The organism is Cupriavidus sp. 05L411 (genome assembly GCF_056398045.1).
The window spans coordinates 1-15723 of the sequence record NZ_JBFTOQ010000051.1 but is presented as its reverse complement, the minus strand read 5'-3'; the positions used below and the strand labels follow the sequence as shown (position 1 = coordinate 15723).

The window sequence follows — 15723 nt, the reverse complement described above, 5'->3', positions numbered from 1 at the left end:
TGGCTAAGTCGTGCCCTCAATCCTTCTTGGCCGCGACCTCGTGGTTGGCCATCAGCTCAAGCGCGCGGACCAGTGCGGAGTGATCCCAGTCCGAGCCGCCATGGCTTGCGCAGGCATTGAACAACTCCTGGCAGGTGGCCGTGTTCGGCAGCGACACGCCCATCTCGCGCGCGTTCGACAACGCAAGGTTCAGGTCCTTCTGGTGCAGCCCGATGCGAAAGCCCGGGTCGAACGTCCGCTTGATCATGCGTTCACCGTGCACTTCCAGCACCTTGGACGACGCAAAGCCGCCCATCAGCGCCTGGCGCACGCGCGCCGGATCCGCGCCGGCCTTGGAGGCGAACAGCAGGGCCTCGGCAACCGCCTCGATGTTCAGTGCCACGATGATCTGGTTGGCCACCTTGGCGGTCTGCCCCGCACCGTTGTCGCCCACCAGCGTGATGTTCTTGCCCATCAGCTCGAACAGCGGGCGCACGGTCTCGAACGTCGCTTGCGGCCCGCCGACCATGATCGACAGCGTGGCGTTGCGCGCGCCGACCTCGCCGCCGGACACCGGCGCATCCAGGTACTGGCAGCCAAGCGCGTTCACGCGCTCGGCGAAGGCCTTGGTGGCGATGGGCGAGATCGAGCTCATGTCGACCACGATCTTGCCGGCGCTCAGCCCGGCGGCAATGCCGCCGTCGTTGAACAGCGCGGCTTCCACATGGGGCGTGTCCGGCACCATCAGGAAGATCACGTCTGCGCGTTCGGCCACTTCCTTGCCGGAGCTGCAAGCCACGCCACCGCTGTCCAGCAGGGATTGCGGCACGCCGCTGCGGCTGGACAGGCTGACTTCGTGCCCGCCGGCGATCAGGTTGGTGGCCATCGGGGTGCCCATGATGCCAAGGCCAATAAATCCAAGCTTCACTTTCGTTCTCCGTTAGTCGATCTCAATGGCATCGCTTGCCGCCGGACGCCTGCGCGGCGGGCACCGCGATGCCGGTGCCTCAAATCTCTTGCCTCGATATTGTCTGAAGCGCTGTTTGAATCGCTGTCTGAAATGCTTGTCCCGAAACGGGGTCGGCTCAGTACCGGCTCAGTATCCCGATGTTTGGCCGCCTGCTGCCTGCCCGTCGCGCATCTGCGTCACCACCTGCCGCGCACCGGCCGCCATCAGGCGCGCATCGGAGCCAACGGTGACGAACTGGAAGCCTTGCTCGATCCTGCGCAACGCCGCTTCCGGCGCGCCGTTGTGGATGCCGGCGACCACGCCGTGCGCCTTGGCGCGGGCCACCACGTGCGCGATCGCCTCCGCAACGGGCGGGTCGACATCGTCGAAGGTCGGGCGGCAGCCGAGCGCGAGCGACAAGTCGGACGGGCCGATATAAACCGCATCGAGCCCTTTGACCGACAGGATGTCGTCCAGGTTATCCAGCCCCTGCCTGGTCTCGATCATCGCGAAGACGACGATGGTTTCGTTGGCGCGCTCGGGATAGTCGGGGCCGCCATACAGCATGCCGCGGATCGGCCCGAAGCTGCGCGTGCCCATCGGCGGGTAGTGGGTGGCGGCGACCAGGCGCTCCGCGTCTTCGCGCGTGTTGATCATCGGGCAGATCACACCGTACGCGCCGGCGTCGAGCACCTTCATCAGGATGCCTGGCTCATTCCAGGGCACGCGCGCCACCGGCATGGTGTCGGTGGTGGAGATCGCCGTGAACAGGCTGAGGGCGTCGCGGTAGTCCAGCGCGCCGTGCTGCAGGTCCACCGTGAGGGAGTCCCAGCCCTGGTGGGCCATGGTCTCCGCGGCAAAGCTGCTGGGGATGGACAGCCAGCCATTGACGACGGCTTGCCCGTTCGCCCACATGTTCCGTATCCGGTTCTCGCGCATTGTGTCTCCTGTAGCCTGACTTATAAGTTATCGTACAACATGGGGCAAGTATAACCCGCGCAGGCACGTCGTCAAGCGAAGCGGCAAGGTTAAGGCCGATTTGAGGAAAGTTAGTGCGTTCGGCGTGGCCCGAGGCAGGCGGGAATCGTGCTGAGGCTATGACATGGCTCGTGGTGAGTCATGTCATAGTATGTCTTGCTGATGCAATGCGTCTTAACGTTTGCCCACGCGGAAAGCGATCTCGCCGACACCCGCCACACCGGCGGTCACTTCGTCGCCGGGCTGCAGCGCGCCGACGCCGGCCGGCGTGCCCGTGAAGATCAGGTCGCCAGGTGCCAGGGTCACGCTTTGCGACACATAGGCAATGACGTCGGCCACGGGCCAGATCAGCTCGTTCAGGTCGCCTTCCTGGCGCGTCTCGCCATTGACCTTGAGCCACACGTGGCCTGCGCCGGGATGGCCAATGCTGGCCACGGGGTGCAGCGGGCCGCAAGGGCCGGAGGCGTCGAAACCCTTGGACCAGTCCCACGGACGGCTCATCTTCTTGGCGGTGTCCTGCAGGTCGCGGCGGGTCAGGTCCACGCCCACGGCATAGCCCCACACCAGGTCGAGTGCTTGTTCGGGCTTGATGTTCGCACCGCCCTTGCCGATCGCCACCACCAGTTCGATCTCGTGGTGCAGGTTCTCCGTGAGCGGCGGATATGGCACCGTGCCCTCGGCGGCCACGACGGCATCGGCCGGCTTGGTGAAGAAGAACGGCGGATCGCGGTCCGGGTCATTGCCCATCTCGCGGGCGTGCGCGGCGTAGTTGCGGCCCACGCAAAACACGCGGCGGATGGGAAAGCGGGCGCTGCTGCCGGCCACGGCGACGCTTGCCTGTTCGGCGGGCTGGATAACGAATTCGGTCATGTCTGGGTCCTTCTGTGACGAAAGCGTGGAGGGATTACTTTGCGAAGACCTGACTGATGTCGCCAAAAGCCTTGAACTCCAGCGCGTTGCCCGACGGATCCAGGAAGAACATCGTCGCCTGCTCGCCGACCTGCCCCTTGAAGCGCACATGGGGCTCGATCACGAACTGCGTATTGGCAGCGCGCAGCTTTTCGGCCAGCGCTTCCCAGGCATCCATGGACAGGATCGCGCCGAAGTGGCGCACCGGCACCTCGTCGCCGTCGACGGCGCTGGTGGCACGGTGCCCGCACTCTTCCGGCGCGAGGTGGGCGACGACCTGGTGGCCATAGAAATTGAAATCGATCCAGGCATTTGAGCTGCGGCCTTCGGGGCAGCCGAGGAGCTCGCCATAGAAGCGGCGGGCTTCTTCCAGGTCGTTGACGGGAAAGGCCAGGTGGAACAACGGGGTTGCGCTCATCAAAGGGGCTCTTGTGCGTGGGGGTTGTCGGTGTGTTGCCGTGTTTGATTGTAATCAGCAGAAGTCGTAATATGAAACGAATGATTTCTGTTCTCAGCATCAAAAATATGAATATGAATCACGCCATGCCGCCTGTGATCCCCACATGATCCCAACATGACCCCCAAATGATCCGTTACTTCCGCACCTTCCTTGTGGCGGCCGAGACCTCCTCCTTTTCCGCCGCCGGCGCACGCCTTGCCCTCACCCAGTCAGCGGTGAGCACCCAGATACGCCGGCTGGAGGAAGACCTTGGCTGTACGTTGTTCGACCGGGCCGGCAAATCGGTCGCGCTGAGCCAGGAGGGCCGCAAGCTGCTGCCTGAAGCCATGCGCTTCGTCGAGCTATATGAGTCCATGAAGGGCCGTGTGCATTCCGCCTCCGACACCACGCCGCTGGATCTTGGCGCCGTCTCCACCGTGCAGGCCACGCTGCTGCCCGGGGCCATGAAGCGCTTTCGCGCCGGATTTCCCAAGACACACGTCAACATCGTCCCCGGCACATCTACCCAATTGCTGACCCAGGTCGATGCCCGCGAGCTCGACGTGGCGGTGCTGATCAAGCCAAGGCTCGGCATTCCGCAGGAACTCAAATGGGTGTCGCTGATGCGCGAGCGCTTTGTCGGCATTGCGCCGACGGGCTCGCCGCGCGACTTGAAGGCGGTGCTGGCGGCCATGCCCTTCATCCGCTACAACCGGCATTCCATGGGCGGGCAACTGGTGGACCGCTATCTGCGCCGGCACCGGCTGTGGGTCGAGGAAGGCATGGAGCTGGACGAGCCCGCCGTGATCCTGCGGATGGTCGATGAAGGGCTGGGCTGCGCGATCATTCCGGCCGAGCTGGTGCCGCTGCGGGCCGCGCGTCACGTTGTGGAGATACCGTTGCCCGGCGAACCCATATTCCGCGAGATCGGCGTGCTGGTCAGGCAGTCGTCGCTCAAGCGGGCGTCGATGGCAGCGCTGATCGATGCGCTTGTTGCCGAGGCCGCGCGCGCGCCATGATGCCCTTGCCCGGGCCGCGCATACGTTGCCGCGGCCTGAAAAAAAAGCGCCCCGCGCGGCGGGAGCACACGCGGGGCGACCAGGACTAAATGGCGGCGCCCGCATGGGCGCTGCCGGGCCAGCAAATCTTCAGATTCTCAAAGTTCCGGGTTCCAGTTCATCATGTCCCCTGCACCGCGTGGGCCGGGGCCTTCTTGCGTGATGGGTGGTGAGGCTGTGGCACCTCGTCGCGTTTCGCGAGGTGCGGCGGCATCTTAAGCAGCGGGAAGAGGGATCAATGCGAGGAGGAGCAGGGCCATTGCGGCTTTATCCCGGCTTTAGGAACGGCGGTGCGGCCCGTGGCCGGCGAGGCGGGAGCGGGGAGGGCGGATGAACTGCCGCGTGCGTCACCTGGCGGGCGCTTGAGGCGGCAATTCGCCGCATATTGGTGCACATGCCGCGCAGGTGTCGTCATGCGCTTTCAGCGCGCAGGCATTGATTCCACCAGGCTGGCGAGGAAGACTTGTCGCAGGGCCACAACAGGCGCAACCCATTGGTCCGGCGTGTCGTAGTTGCCGGCCGTGACGGCCAGCACGAAATCCAGGTCCGGAAACACGAAGAGGCGTTGCCCGCCGTTGCCGAATGCGCCCGCCCAGCGTTGTCCGATGACGCCGCCCTTGGTGTTCAGGGGAATCTCGCCGACGTACCACAGGTAGCCATAGCGCCGCGTATCGTCGACTACCGCGGCCGGGCGCAGGCTGGCGTCGAGCCAAGTCTTGGGCACCACTTGCCGGCCATTCCACTTGCCGCCGGCCAGCACCATCTGGCCGATCCGCKCCAGGTCCCGTGGCGTCAGCCGCAGCCCGGACGCGGCCGATGGCACGCCGTCGGCGCCCCGGACCCATTCCGTCTTGCCGATCTCCAGCGGTGCGAACAACACCGCGTCAGCAAACGCGGGTAGCGACTGTCCGGTGCCTTTCTCGATCAGCCTGGCCAGCAATGCCGGCGCCCCGCCGTTGTAGATCCAGCCGCGTCCGGGCGTGGCTACCACGGGGCGGTCCAGGATAAAGCGGTAGCGGTCCGGCGCCATCTCCATGGCGATCTCGCTGTTGGCCGGGTCGGTGTAGGGCACGTTCTCATTCCACTCGGTGCCCAGCGTCATGGTCAGCGCTTGCGCCACCGTCAGTGGCGCAAGCTTGGGGTTGGCTGCCAGGTCGGGGTACTCGGGAAACCGCGCCAGCAGCGGCTGGTCCGGCGCGGGCACCTTCTGGCTGGCCAGCGCGATGCCGTATAGCAGGCCGACAACGCTCTTGGTCACGGAGCGCATATCGTGCAAGGTGTCCGGCCCGAAGCTGACCTTGCCAAGCGGTTCACCCCAGCGCGCATCCGGGCCCGCCATGTATTTTTCGAACACGATGCGGCCGTGGCGCAAGGCGACGACGCCATGCAAGCCAGCCAGCTTGCCGTTTGCCTGCAGCGCATTGAAGCGGCCTTCCAGGTCGGGCTTGAATCAGGCGTCCGCCGGCGAAACGGCCTGCCACCCGGCGGCCCGCGCCATGCCGCCGGCCCCCATGCCGGCCACGCCGCTCATTAGCAGCGCGCCTGACTTGAGCAGGAATTTCCTGCGATCTGTAGCCGGCATCTCAGGTCGTCCTTCGTCAGTTTGCATAAACAGGATCAGGCAGCCGGGGGCTCGCCCTGGAGAAAGCGCGCAGGGATGGCGTCCTTGATTGGGAACATGTGGAAGTAGGGACGGGCCTCGGCCAGCACCCGCGCAACCGAAGGACGAGCTACCAGCCGCTCGAAATAAGCGGCCAGGAGCGGATGCGTTTGCGCGAACGGCACCAGCATTGCCGCGTAGAACAGCGCGGGTTCCGCGGCGCAGTCCGCCAGCGTGAAGTGCTCGCCGACCATCCAGGTGCGGCTGGCCATGCGCTGCTCGATCACGTCGTAGGCAGTGCGCAGCGCGGCTTGCGCGTCCGCCACGCCGCGTGGGTCGCGCTCTGCCTCGGCCCGTAGCTGGTCGCCCACGATTTTCTGCATTGGCTGGTGCACGTACAGGTCGAAGATGCGATCCCACAGCCGCGTCTCGCGGCGCTCATCGTCGCCGGCCGGCAGTAGCGCTTGCGCGCCCGGGTAGTACTGGTCGAGATAGTCGATGATGATCGTGGTTTCCGGGAGCGTCACGTCGCGGCTGTCGTCGCGCAGCACCGGCATCTTGCCGACGGGCCAGAGCGCCAGGAACGCGGCGCGCGAGTCCTTTTCTCCAAGGTGCACCACAACGCCGGAAAATGGCGTCTGGTTTTCGTAGAGCGCGATCAGCACCTTGTGGCAGAACGAAGACAGCGGATGATAATGAAGCGTCAGGGCCATGATGGTTGCTCCTTGCCGTAGTGCCCGCCTACGTGGTCATCAGCTGCGGCGGCCGCGGGCGCGTGGCCACCGCAAAGACAATCTGCGCCAGCCCGGCGGCCAGCCCCAGCGCCACGCCGATCTGCCACGCCAGGGTGTACGAGCCCAGCGCATCGTAGACCAGCCCACCGCCAAACGCGCCGACGAAGCTGCCGATCTGGTGGCTGAAGAACGCCACGCCGCCCAGCATGGCCTGCCAGCGCAGGCCGAAGGTCTGCGCGATCCAGCCCGCCACCAGCGGCGCGACGCCCAGCCACAGGAAGCCCATCACGGCGGCAAACACCAGCGTGCTGCCCGGCGTGGGCGCCGATGAGAAGTACCATGCCAGCGCCAGCGAGCGCACGCTGTAGATGCTGCCGAGCAGCACCAGCTTGTTGACCCGCCCGCCGGCCCAGCCGAAGAACAGGCTGCCCAGCACATTGAAGCCGCCGATCACGCCGAGTGCCTTGGCGCTGAGCATCGGGTCCATGCCGCAGATGTCGAGATACGAAGGCAGATGCGTGGTGAGGAAGACCAGCTGCATGCCGCACACGAAATACGCGGCGCCCATCACCAGGAACGCCTTGTTACGCAGGGCCGCGCCCAGCGCCTCGCGCGCATTCTGCTGCACGGCGCCGGGCAACGAGGGCAACGGCAGGCGATCCACCTTGCCCGCGTACCACGCGGCGGGCAGCATGACCAGTGCAAGCAGGATAAAGGCCGCCAGCCCCACGCGCCAACCGAACGACTGCGCCACCACCTGTCCGATCGGCGCCGCCACCAGCGCCCCGAGCGAGCCGGCGCCGGACACAATGCCAAGCACCGCGCTGCGCAACGCCGCCGGCACCGGCCGCGCGGCCACCGCCATGGCAATGGCGCTGCCCGTGCAAGCCATCGATGCGCCGATCGCCACGCCCGCGCCGAGCGTCACGCCTGCGATGCCGTGCGCCGTGGCCAGCAGCGCCAGCCCCAGCACATAGAGCAGCGAGCCGCTCATCATCAACGGCCGGAACCCCACCCGCGTGGCCCAGGCGCCGGCCATGGGCTGGAGCAGTCCCCAGGCCAGGTTCTGCACCGCGATCGCAATCGTGAAATCCGACACCGAGATGCCGATGTCCCTGGTCAGCGGGGGCATGAAGATGCCAAGGCTCTGGCGTAGGCCCATGGCCAGGCTCAGCATGACGGAAGCGCCGAGCAGGATCGGCAGGACGGGGCGGAGGTCGGACAGGCGAGGGGGCACGGTGGAACGGTCTCTGTCTTTGTATTGTTGTTATTGTTTTCTTCTTTGTCGTGACCTGATCGGCACACTACGAGTAGGCGTGAAGCCACGCAGCCGTGAAGTGATATCGATATTGATATCGGTATGCGGGCCGATCGGATAACCCGGCCGAGGGTAAGTCCGAGCGCAAGCGCTGTCAATCTGGATATGGAAAAGGCTGGGTTTGGCTAGCCGGGCGAGGTCAAGGCTTGCGCGCCGCCTCCCACAGCCCCTCCATCATCACCGGGTAGGCCACTGGCCTGAAGGCAGAGAACTGGATATCCCGCACGTGGGTGAAGCTCGACCACAGCAGCCGCGTACCCTTGAGCCAGCGAGACCCCTTTACCCTGGCTTGGATCAGCTGCAGCTCTGCGGCCGTTGCCGGGCGCAGCGGACCGACGGTGCCATAGAGGCGTACCCCAGGTGGCTGGTGAAAGCGGCCGCGTAGCAGCGAACGAAACCAGAAGCCTTTGCCGAAATCGACGGCCATCAGGCAAACCTGGTCGTTGTGCGCAAGGTTGGCGGCCAGCGTGCTGGTGTAGCGGTCGAAGAAGAATGCCGTCTGGTCCGCGCGCGCGAACACGGTTCCGATGGGCGTGACCGTAGRCATGCCGTCGGCGCCGACGGTGGCAAGGGCGCAATAAAGGGAGGATCGCTGTCAGCGCTCGATCAGCGCGCGGATGGTGGGCCAGGCATCGGCAAGGCAAGGGAAGGCATTTGCATAGAGGTCCGTTGCGTTTGGCGGGGCGCGCCCGGATGTGCGCAGCGACGATATCCGCCACGCGCTCGCGGCCATTGTGCCATGAGCCATACGGATGGCCGCTTGGGGGAACCCGTCATGAAATCAAAGCGGGTATGCTCTGCCGGTGGCCAACTTTCCTGCATCCCCATGTCGAAAGTCCGCAAAACCGCCATCCCGCCCGCTGCGCTCTGCGTCCTGGCGCTTGCCCTGTCCGGCTGCATCTCCCATTACCGGGTCGAGACCGGCACGCCCGCCGCCCGCATCCGGCTGGTGACCAACACGGACGACAACACGACCTTCAACGTGGTGGACGCCACCCGGTGCCCGAAGCCACCCAAGCCGCTCCTGCTGGGCGGCACGGGCAAGCAGCTGCCCGCGATGGGCACGGAGCGTGACCTGGCCATGGTGGGGATATCGCCGGAGCCGCCCGGCCGCACGCGTGAGCGGTGGCTGGTGGCTGGCCAGCGCATCTACCTGACAGCAGGGGCGGTTGCCGCTGGCGAGCAGCCCTATCGGTGCGCGGTGGGGGTTTCCTTTGTGCCGCTGCCGGGCTGGCAGTACGAGTTGCGCTACCAGCGCAACGCGGCGGCGAAGAGCTGCACCGGGCAGGTGCTGCGGCTGGCCGGCAAGGACGGCCGCGAGATCGAGCCTCAGCCGGATCCCACGCAGCTGGTCTTTCGCGGGTTCGAGGCCGATGCCGTCTGCGAGGCGCGGGGCCCTTAGGGCTTGGCGGCCTGCGCGGCCGGCATGACGCCCACATAGGGCGCGTCGGTCAGCGTGCGCAGGAACGCCACGAGATCGTCGATCTCCGCTTCGGTCATGGCCGGCGAGGTCCCCGCGCGCCGGTTCATCGGCGTCGAATTGATATTGATATTGCCCCGATACGCCGCCGGCACGTCATCGAAGGTCTTGCTGCCGTGATACCACTTGCCCGGGTCGGTCGAGCGCGTGTTGTAGAACGCCACGGCATCGCGCAGCGTGGTGAATACGCCGTTGTGCATGAAGCTCTGGCGCACCGCGACATTGCGCAGGCCGGGCGTGCGGATATACCCGCACCATTGCTCCGGCTCGGGCCAGCGCAGGCGGCGGGCGGTGTCGCACAGGCCATTGTCGAAGCGCTTGGGATCGCGGTTGGCGGCTAGCGCCCGGTTGCGGGGCACGGCAATCGCGTCATAGCCGAAATCCGTGAACAGCGAGCGCTCCGGCCGGCTGGCGGTGTCCGAGAGCGTGTGGCAGGTCATGCAGTTGCCCTTGTCCGGGTTCTTGAACAAGGCCAGGCCGCGAGCTTGCGCCGGCGCCAGCGGCGTGCGATGGCGCAGGTAGTCGTCAAAGCGGGAGCTGAACGGCGCCATCTCATCGCTCTGCAGGTAGGCCTCCAGCGCCTTGCCGAGCGCCAGCAGCATTTGCTCGGGATCGGTCTGCACGGCGGGGCCGAAGCGCGCCGCCAGCGCGGGCGCCAGCTCTGTCCCTTTGACCTTGCGCAGCAGGCTGGCCGGCGTGCCGTTGTTCATCTCGTTGGGATCGAGCAAGGGACCGCGCGCCTGTTCGGCAAGCGTGTCGGCGCGCCCGTCGGCGAACAGGCCGCCGAAGGGCGACGCGTAAGGTGCGTCGTCGTCCTGGTAGAAGTGCCGGCGCGGGATGTAGCGCACGTACAGCAGCGAGGGCGCGTTGCGCAGGCTGAAGCGGCCGGGCCGGCTGCCCTGAGGCACGTGCGGGCCTGCCAGTGACGCGGGCGATAGCGTCGGCGCGAAGGCGCGCGCGGGGTCGTGGCAGCCGGCGCAGGACATGCCGCGCGGCTCGGACAGGCGCGCATCGAAGAAGATGCGCTTGCCCAGCGCGGCCAGCGCGGGGTCGGAGCGGAACACGGCAGCGGTGGGGTCGACCTTGGCGGCAACCTTGGGCRTGCCCTTGCCGATGGTGTCCACCACGCTGGCGGGTGGGGCGCCGGGCATCAGCACCACCCCCGGCGCGGGCGCTGCAAGCGCCGCGCCGCCAGCGCCAGCCGCAAGACAGATGGCGGCAAGGGTGGCGCTGGCGGCGCGCAGGGCCCCGATCACGGCGCCAGGAAGCCGGTCTTGTCGCAAGCCAGCGTATTGGAGGTTTGCACGCAGGTCGCCATCAGCTTGCCGGCCACGCTATACGCCTTGAAGGTCCAGCCGGTGGCGGGCGACGCATTGCGCTCCATCATCAGGAAGCCAAAGCTTGCGCTGTGCGTGATCTTGTCGATCACGGTGCCGGGCGCGGGAATCGTGCCGGGCGGCAGCGGATCGGGCAGCGCTACGTCCAGGTTGTCGCCGCCGTTGCCCGACACGATGGTGGCCGGGTGGCTGGAGGCAAAGTTGATGGCCTGGAAGTCATGCACGTGGCCGTGCAGCGCCACTTGCACGCCGGGCGGGTAGTAGGCCTGGGCGTTGGCATTGCTCATGACCGATTGCAGGGCCAGATTGCCCGGCGCCGGGTTGCTGCCCGCCACCGGCGCAAAGGCCAGGATGGGATGGTGGTTGGTGAACATGGTGGTGGTCATGCCCGGCTTGGCGGCCAGCCAGCCTACCGTCTGGAACTGCTTCTGGTAGGCGATGAACTGCGGGTCGGTGGTCGGCAGCGCGGCCTTGCCGGCCTTGGCCGAGTCGAACACGATGACCTGCGAGCCGGTGCCCAGCGCAACCGCATAGGGCTCCGAGTAGTTGGCGTTGCTGTCGTTGGCGGGGTCGTTGCAGGAGCGCGCGTCCGAGTACGGGCGCGGATCGAGGAAGCGGAACCAGCCCTGGCCGGCACGGGCGCATTCTTCATGGTTGCCGCGCACGACCACCCACGGTGCCTTGGCCATCAGTGCCGCGGCGGGCTTGAAGAGATCGGCCTGCCACGTATCCCAGCCGTAGCCCCACGGCGTGCCCTGGCAGCCGGCGATGTCGGGCGGGCAGAGGTTTTCGCGGTAGTGGTAGTCGCCAATATGCAGCACCAGGTCCGGGTTCATGCCGGCGGCGGTGGTGGCCAGTGCGGCAAACGGCCAGGCGGTGCCGTCGCTGCAAGGCTGGTAGGCGTTATCCGCCTTCTTCAGGCGGCAGCCGGTATCGGCCAGCACCAGCACGCGTTGCGGCTGGGCCTTGGGCAGCGGCAGCGTCTGGCCCGCCACGCTGGCAGCGGCGGCGCCGGCCGGCAGCGTGGCTTCGCATACGGAGACCGGGAAATCCGATGGTTTGGAGTCGGCCGCGGCGCTGGCGGTGGTGCGCTGCGCCATCGTGCCGGCGCCGGCCCGCAGCGCCATGCGTTGCTGCACGCCGTCCACCGTCAGCAGCGGGCAAAGGGCGTTCGAGGGCAACGCGCTGCCTGCGGCGGCGGTTGGCGCCGCATAGTTGGTGATGACGCGGGCGATGGCCTGGTTGCTGTCGCCGATCTCGACCCACGCGGCCTGGATGTTGGCGCTGGCGCTGGGTGCATCGCCGGACGGCGTGACCGGCGTGACCGGCGCGGCGGCGGCTGGCGCCGCGTCCGTGCTGTCGCTGCCGCAGCCGTGCAGCACGGCGGCCGCAGCCAGCATGGCGAGGATGGCGCCAGCGCCCAGGCGCATGGCGGGACCGGCTTGCCGGTTGGTGTTGTGGTTACCCATTCTTATATCTCCCTGTTATCCCTGATTGCGAGGCGGAAATATACGGATGGGATGTTTCGGCACGATGAACGTTATGTGTCAGCCTGACCGGCGTGGCGTTGCTTTGGTCTTGCGGGCGGGGCGCGGTGCGGCCCGGATGGCTTCGGCGGCGGCCAGTTGCAGCTCGCGTGGCAGCGCGGTGATGGCTGAGACGAAGAAGCGGCGCTCCGCCGGGCGCAGCTTGCCGAGCAGCTCGGCCAGGCGCTCCACCGTGGCAAACGCGGCAGGCGTGGCGCCGTGCTCGAAGGCGTGGAACCAGCTGGCTTCCAGCAGCAGGTTGGCGAGTGGCAGGGCGCCGTAGTGCACGTGGCCGGTGTCGTGCTCGTCGAGCGCAAAGCTGGCCAGCGACGACCAGCTGATAAAGCCCTTGGCTCGCGCAAAGGGCGCATGGAAGGGGCGCAGCGCGTCCACCGCTTCATTCAGCGGCAGTGGCTGTTGCGCGCGAAACGCCTTGAGCGCCCCGCCGCCGTCCTGCGCGCAGTTGCCGCGCGCAATGCGCAGCAGGAAGATGGTGTTCCACGCGGAACCGCCCCCCACGCCAAAGCGGTCGCAGATCCATTCCGACAAGCCCAGCCAGCGCACGGCCTGGCGCTGCACCTGGCCCGCGGGCCATGCGCGCCGGGGATCGATCAGTGCGTGGTTCCAGAACAGCCACAGGCAAAGCCCGAGGTTGGCCGCCACGTGCTGCGCGGCATCCACCGAGTCCGCCTCATAGGCTGCCTGCAGGGCGCCGGAGAAGCCTGCCACGGCCGCTTCGGCCGCTTGCCGCGCCGCCTCTGGCTGCGTTGCCATGTCGCGGATCGCCACCGTCTTGTGGATCAGCGCACCGAGGTTGAGGGTCTCGAAACGCACGCGCGGGTTGTAGCGCACCACGGGCTGCAGCGCCGGATCGGCGGCAAGGCCTTCCAGTTCCGCCTGCGCCGCCTCCATCTGGTTGCCTGCATAGCGCTCCCAGGCCCGCACCACGCGCGCCATGGCGGCGAAGGTGGGCACCGCCGTGTCCACGGTGCCGGTGCCCACAATGCGGTCAAAGCGCTGGAGCGCCGCGCGGCTGCGCGCAAGGTCGTCGCCGCGCCGCCAGGCCAGGCTCTCCTTGAGCAGCGCGAAGGCGTGCTGGAAATCGTCGGTGGCGCAGCGCTGCGCGGCGCGCAGGGCATCCGCTACCCCGTTGCTGGCACCACCACCCGCAACGCCGGCAACGCCCACACCGTCCTGCATGCCGCGCATGGCTTGCGTGAGATGGCTCCAGTAGCTGATGTCGCGCATCACGTAGTCAACCGCGGGGTGGGCCTCGTCCGCTTGGGCGGCGGCGTGCTGCGCGGCGGCAGTGCCCAGCCCCACGAAGCGCGCCAATGCCGCATCGCCAGCGCTGTGGCCATCCACGGTGAAGCGCACGCGCTTGCCGTGCGCCGGCTCGATCCAGAACGGCCCGCGGCTGCGGCGCGCCGGGTTGAGGCCCGCGATGCCCTGGCCCCGGTCCGGACCCCAGCCCACCGGCACGCCCCAGCGTGCGAAGTCGGCAAAGGCGCGCGAGACCATCATGCGGATATTGGCGGCATCGGGGAAGCGCGTTTGCAAATGCACCGCCGGCAGGCTGGCCCCGCGGTTGCGCGCGGCCGCGCAGACGGCGGCGAGCAGCCACAGGCTCTGGTAGCGCGCGGGCTCGCCGTTGACGAGATAGGGGGCGGATAGCTCGATGGCAAGGGCGGGCTGGCGCATGCGGGACGGTTGTGTGTGGGACGTTGAAACGGGATTTTGCGGCGGTACTTCTTAGCGGGGCGTGTGGGAATTGTGCCATCCGCGCGTGTGCCGAGGGTACTAAGTTACGCAGGTTACAGCCGGCGGGCTTGGCGCCATGCCGCCGCGCTCCTATGCTCCGTTTCGTGCGCCGGCCTGGCCGGCCAAATCGATCGCGCTCATAAAAATCACGGAGATCATATTGAAGCCAATCGCCATCTTTGCCGCGCTCTGCGCGGCGCTGTCCCTATCAACCGCCCGTGCCGAGCTGACGTGCACGGTCCTGGCGGATGCCAGTAGCGGCAAGCTGCTTAAACAAGAGGGCACCTGCGACCAGCGCGTGACCGCGGCATCGACGTTCAAGGTCCCGCTCAGCCTGATGGGCTTCGACGCGGGGCTGCTGGCCGATGAGCACGCGCCAGCCATGCCGTATCGCGAGGCGTATCGTGAGAGCAACCCGTCAAAGCGCGTCACCACGGACCCGCAGCGCTGGATGAAGATCTCGGTCGTGTGGTACTCGCAGCAGTTGACGCAACAGCTTGGCCAGGCGCGCTTCGGGCGGTACATCAGTGCGTTCCAGTACGGCAACGGCGATATCTCTGGCGACCCCGGCAAGCACAACGGGCTGACGCACTCATGGCTTAGCTCGTCGCTGAAGATCTCGCCGCTGGAGCAGGTTGCCTTTTTGCAAAAGGTGGTCAATCGCAAATTGCCCGTGACCGCGCATGCCTATGACATGACAAGCCGGATCATGGCGCTCGGCGCGTTGCCAAACGGATGGGCCGTCTACGGCAAGACGGGCACCGGCGCCCCGCGCCTGGCCAATGGCGCCGAGGACTGGAGCCACGGCTATGGATGGTTTGTCGGCTGGGCGGTGAAGGACGGCCGGAACGTCGTCTTTGCGCGCCTGATCCAGGATGAGAAGGAGGAGCCTGTCAGCGCAGGATTGCGCGCGCGTGATGCGTTCATGCAGGCGTTGCCGGGACTGTTGGGATCGCTCTGATGCAACCGCTCAATCACAGGAAAGGACCGATGACACATTCCCCCGCTCGCCGCACGCTGCTGCTCGCCGCCGCGACGGCCCCCTTCGCCGCAGCCTGCACTTCGTGGGCCGGCAGGACCGAAGGGAGCGTCGCGGCGCAAGACCGCCTGGCCGCGCTCGAATCCGCGGCAGGCGGGCGCCTTGGCGTCGCTGCGCTGAACACCGCCAATGGCGCGCGGCTCAGTCACCGCGCAAGCGAACGCTTTGCGCTATGCAGCACATTCAAGGTGATCGCCGCATCCGCCGTCCTGCAGCGCAGCGCAACGCAGGCCGGGCTGCTGCAACGGCGCATTGCCTACAAGAAGGACGAACTGGTCGCGTATTCCCCGATCACGGAGAAGCACGTCGGCGACGGCCTGACGGTCGCCGAACTGTGTGCGGCGGCCCTTCAGTACAGCGACAACACGGCCGCCAACCTGCTGATGAAGCTGCTCGGCGGCCCTGCCGCCGTGACYGCGTTTGCCCGTGCGKTCGGCGAYGACCAGTTCCGGCTCGACCGCTGGGAGACCGAGCTCAACACCGCGCTGCCTGGCGACCCGCGCGACACGTCAACCCCGGCGGCCATGGCAGCTAGCCTGCAACGGCTCACGCTGGGCGATGCGCTGGGCGGGGCAGAGCGCGAACAGCTGCTGGGCGGGGCAGAGCGCGAACAGCT

General features: G+C 67.2%; 15 protein-coding genes and 1 pseudogene. 4 read left to right on the top strand and 12 right to left on the bottom strand.

The window, feature by feature from the left end; translation table 11 throughout:
• Positions 1–16: 16 nt before the first annotated feature.
• The 4 genes from glxR to AC1DQR_RS34650 form a co-directional block, all read right to left on the bottom strand.
• Positions 17–907 (bottom strand): 2-hydroxy-3-oxopropionate reductase, encoded by an 891-nt coding sequence (gene glxR / locus AC1DQR_RS34665; protein ID WP_416051715.1) that lies wholly within the window; start codon positions 905–907, stop codon positions 17–19.
• A 168-nt stretch (positions 908–1075) separates the two neighbouring features.
• Positions 1076–1867: an HpcH/HpaI aldolase family protein gene (locus AC1DQR_RS34660; protein ID WP_463322598.1), complete on the bottom strand. Its 792-nt coding sequence runs from the start codon at positions 1865–1867 to the stop codon at positions 1076–1078.
• Positions 1868–2080: 213 nt separating this feature from the next.
• Positions 2081–2776, bottom strand: coding sequence for a fumarylacetoacetate hydrolase family protein (locus tag AC1DQR_RS34655; RefSeq protein ID WP_416051717.1), 696 nt, complete (start codon positions 2774–2776; stop codon positions 2081–2083).
• A gap of 34 nt (positions 2777–2810) precedes the next feature.
• Complete coding sequence (locus AC1DQR_RS34650; protein ID WP_150990449.1) at positions 2811–3233, bottom strand: VOC family protein; 423 nt, start codon at positions 3231–3233, stop codon at positions 2811–2813.
• Between the two features lie 167 nt (positions 3234–3400).
• On the opposite strand from AC1DQR_RS34650, the gene AC1DQR_RS34645 reads away from it, so the two are divergent.
• Positions 3401–4273 (top strand): LysR family transcriptional regulator, encoded by an 873-nt coding sequence (locus AC1DQR_RS34645; RefSeq protein ID WP_477134672.1) that lies wholly within the window; start codon positions 3401–3403, stop codon positions 4271–4273.
• 460 nt (positions 4274–4733) lie between these two features.
• On the opposite strand, the gene AC1DQR_RS34640 is transcribed toward AC1DQR_RS34645, so the two are convergent.
• The 5 genes and pseudogenes from AC1DQR_RS34640 to AC1DQR_RS34620 form a co-directional block, all read right to left on the bottom strand.
• The gene (locus tag AC1DQR_RS34640) at positions 4734–5702 is read right to left on the bottom strand and encodes a serine hydrolase domain-containing protein (RefSeq protein WP_477134671.1); all 969 of its coding nucleotides are present in this window, start codon (positions 5700–5702) and stop codon (positions 4734–4736) included.
• Positions 5703–5762: 60 nt separating this feature from the next.
• Complete coding sequence (locus tag AC1DQR_RS34635; protein WP_477134670.1) at positions 5763–5894, bottom strand: hypothetical protein; 132 nt, start codon at positions 5892–5894, stop codon at positions 5763–5765.
• Between the two features lie 35 nt (positions 5895–5929).
• The gene (locus tag AC1DQR_RS34630; RefSeq protein WP_416051720.1) at positions 5930–6625 is read right to left on the bottom strand and encodes a glutathione S-transferase family protein; all 696 of its coding nucleotides are present in this window, start codon (positions 6623–6625) and stop codon (positions 5930–5932) included.
• Positions 6626–6653: 28 nt separating this feature from the next.
• On the bottom strand, positions 6654–7823 hold the full coding sequence (locus AC1DQR_RS34625; protein WP_416053364.1) for an MFS transporter: 1170 nt from the start codon (positions 7821–7823) through the stop codon (positions 6654–6656).
• A gap of 280 nt (positions 7824–8103) precedes the next feature.
• A pseudogene (locus AC1DQR_RS34620) lies at positions 8104–8538 on the bottom strand (pyridoxamine 5'-phosphate oxidase family protein); the annotation flags it as partial.
• A 252-nt stretch (positions 8539–8790) separates the two neighbouring features.
• On the opposite strand from AC1DQR_RS34620, the gene AC1DQR_RS34615 reads away from it, so the two are divergent.
• Positions 8791–9366 (top strand): hypothetical protein, encoded by a 576-nt coding sequence (locus AC1DQR_RS34615; protein ID WP_416051722.1) that lies wholly within the window; start codon positions 8791–8793, stop codon positions 9364–9366.
• On the opposite strand, the gene AC1DQR_RS34610 is transcribed toward AC1DQR_RS34615, so the two are convergent.
• The 3 genes from AC1DQR_RS34610 to AC1DQR_RS34600 all read right to left on the bottom strand — a co-directional run bounded on the left by AC1DQR_RS34610 (position 9363) and on the right by AC1DQR_RS34600 (position 14008).
• Positions 9363–10700: a cytochrome-c peroxidase gene (locus AC1DQR_RS34610; RefSeq protein ID WP_477134669.1), complete on the bottom strand. Its 1338-nt coding sequence runs from the start codon at positions 10698–10700 to the stop codon at positions 9363–9365. The genes AC1DQR_RS34615 and AC1DQR_RS34610 overlap by 4 nt on opposite strands.
• A complete protein-coding gene (locus tag AC1DQR_RS34605; protein ID WP_416051724.1) occupies positions 10697–12250 on the bottom strand; it encodes a metallophosphoesterase family protein in 1554 nt (517 codons plus the stop codon). The genes AC1DQR_RS34610 and AC1DQR_RS34605 overlap by 4 nt, the downstream gene beginning before the upstream one ends.
• A 78-nt stretch (positions 12251–12328) precedes the next feature.
• Entirely contained in the window at positions 12329–14008 is a 1680-nt protein-coding gene (locus tag AC1DQR_RS34600; RefSeq protein ID WP_416051725.1) for a hypothetical protein, read from the bottom strand.
• 220 nt (positions 14009–14228) lie between these two features.
• Here AC1DQR_RS34600 and blaOXA point away from each other — a divergent pair, with 220 nt between their 5' ends.
• Positions 14229–15029, top strand: coding sequence for a class D beta-lactamase (gene blaOXA / locus AC1DQR_RS34595; protein ID WP_416053365.1), 801 nt, complete (start codon positions 14229–14231; stop codon positions 15027–15029).
• Positions 15030–15058: 29 nt separating this feature from the next.
• The coding region (gene bla, locus AC1DQR_RS34590) for a class A beta-lactamase (RefSeq protein WP_477134668.1) at positions 15059–15723 on the top strand (665 nt) is incomplete at its 3' end.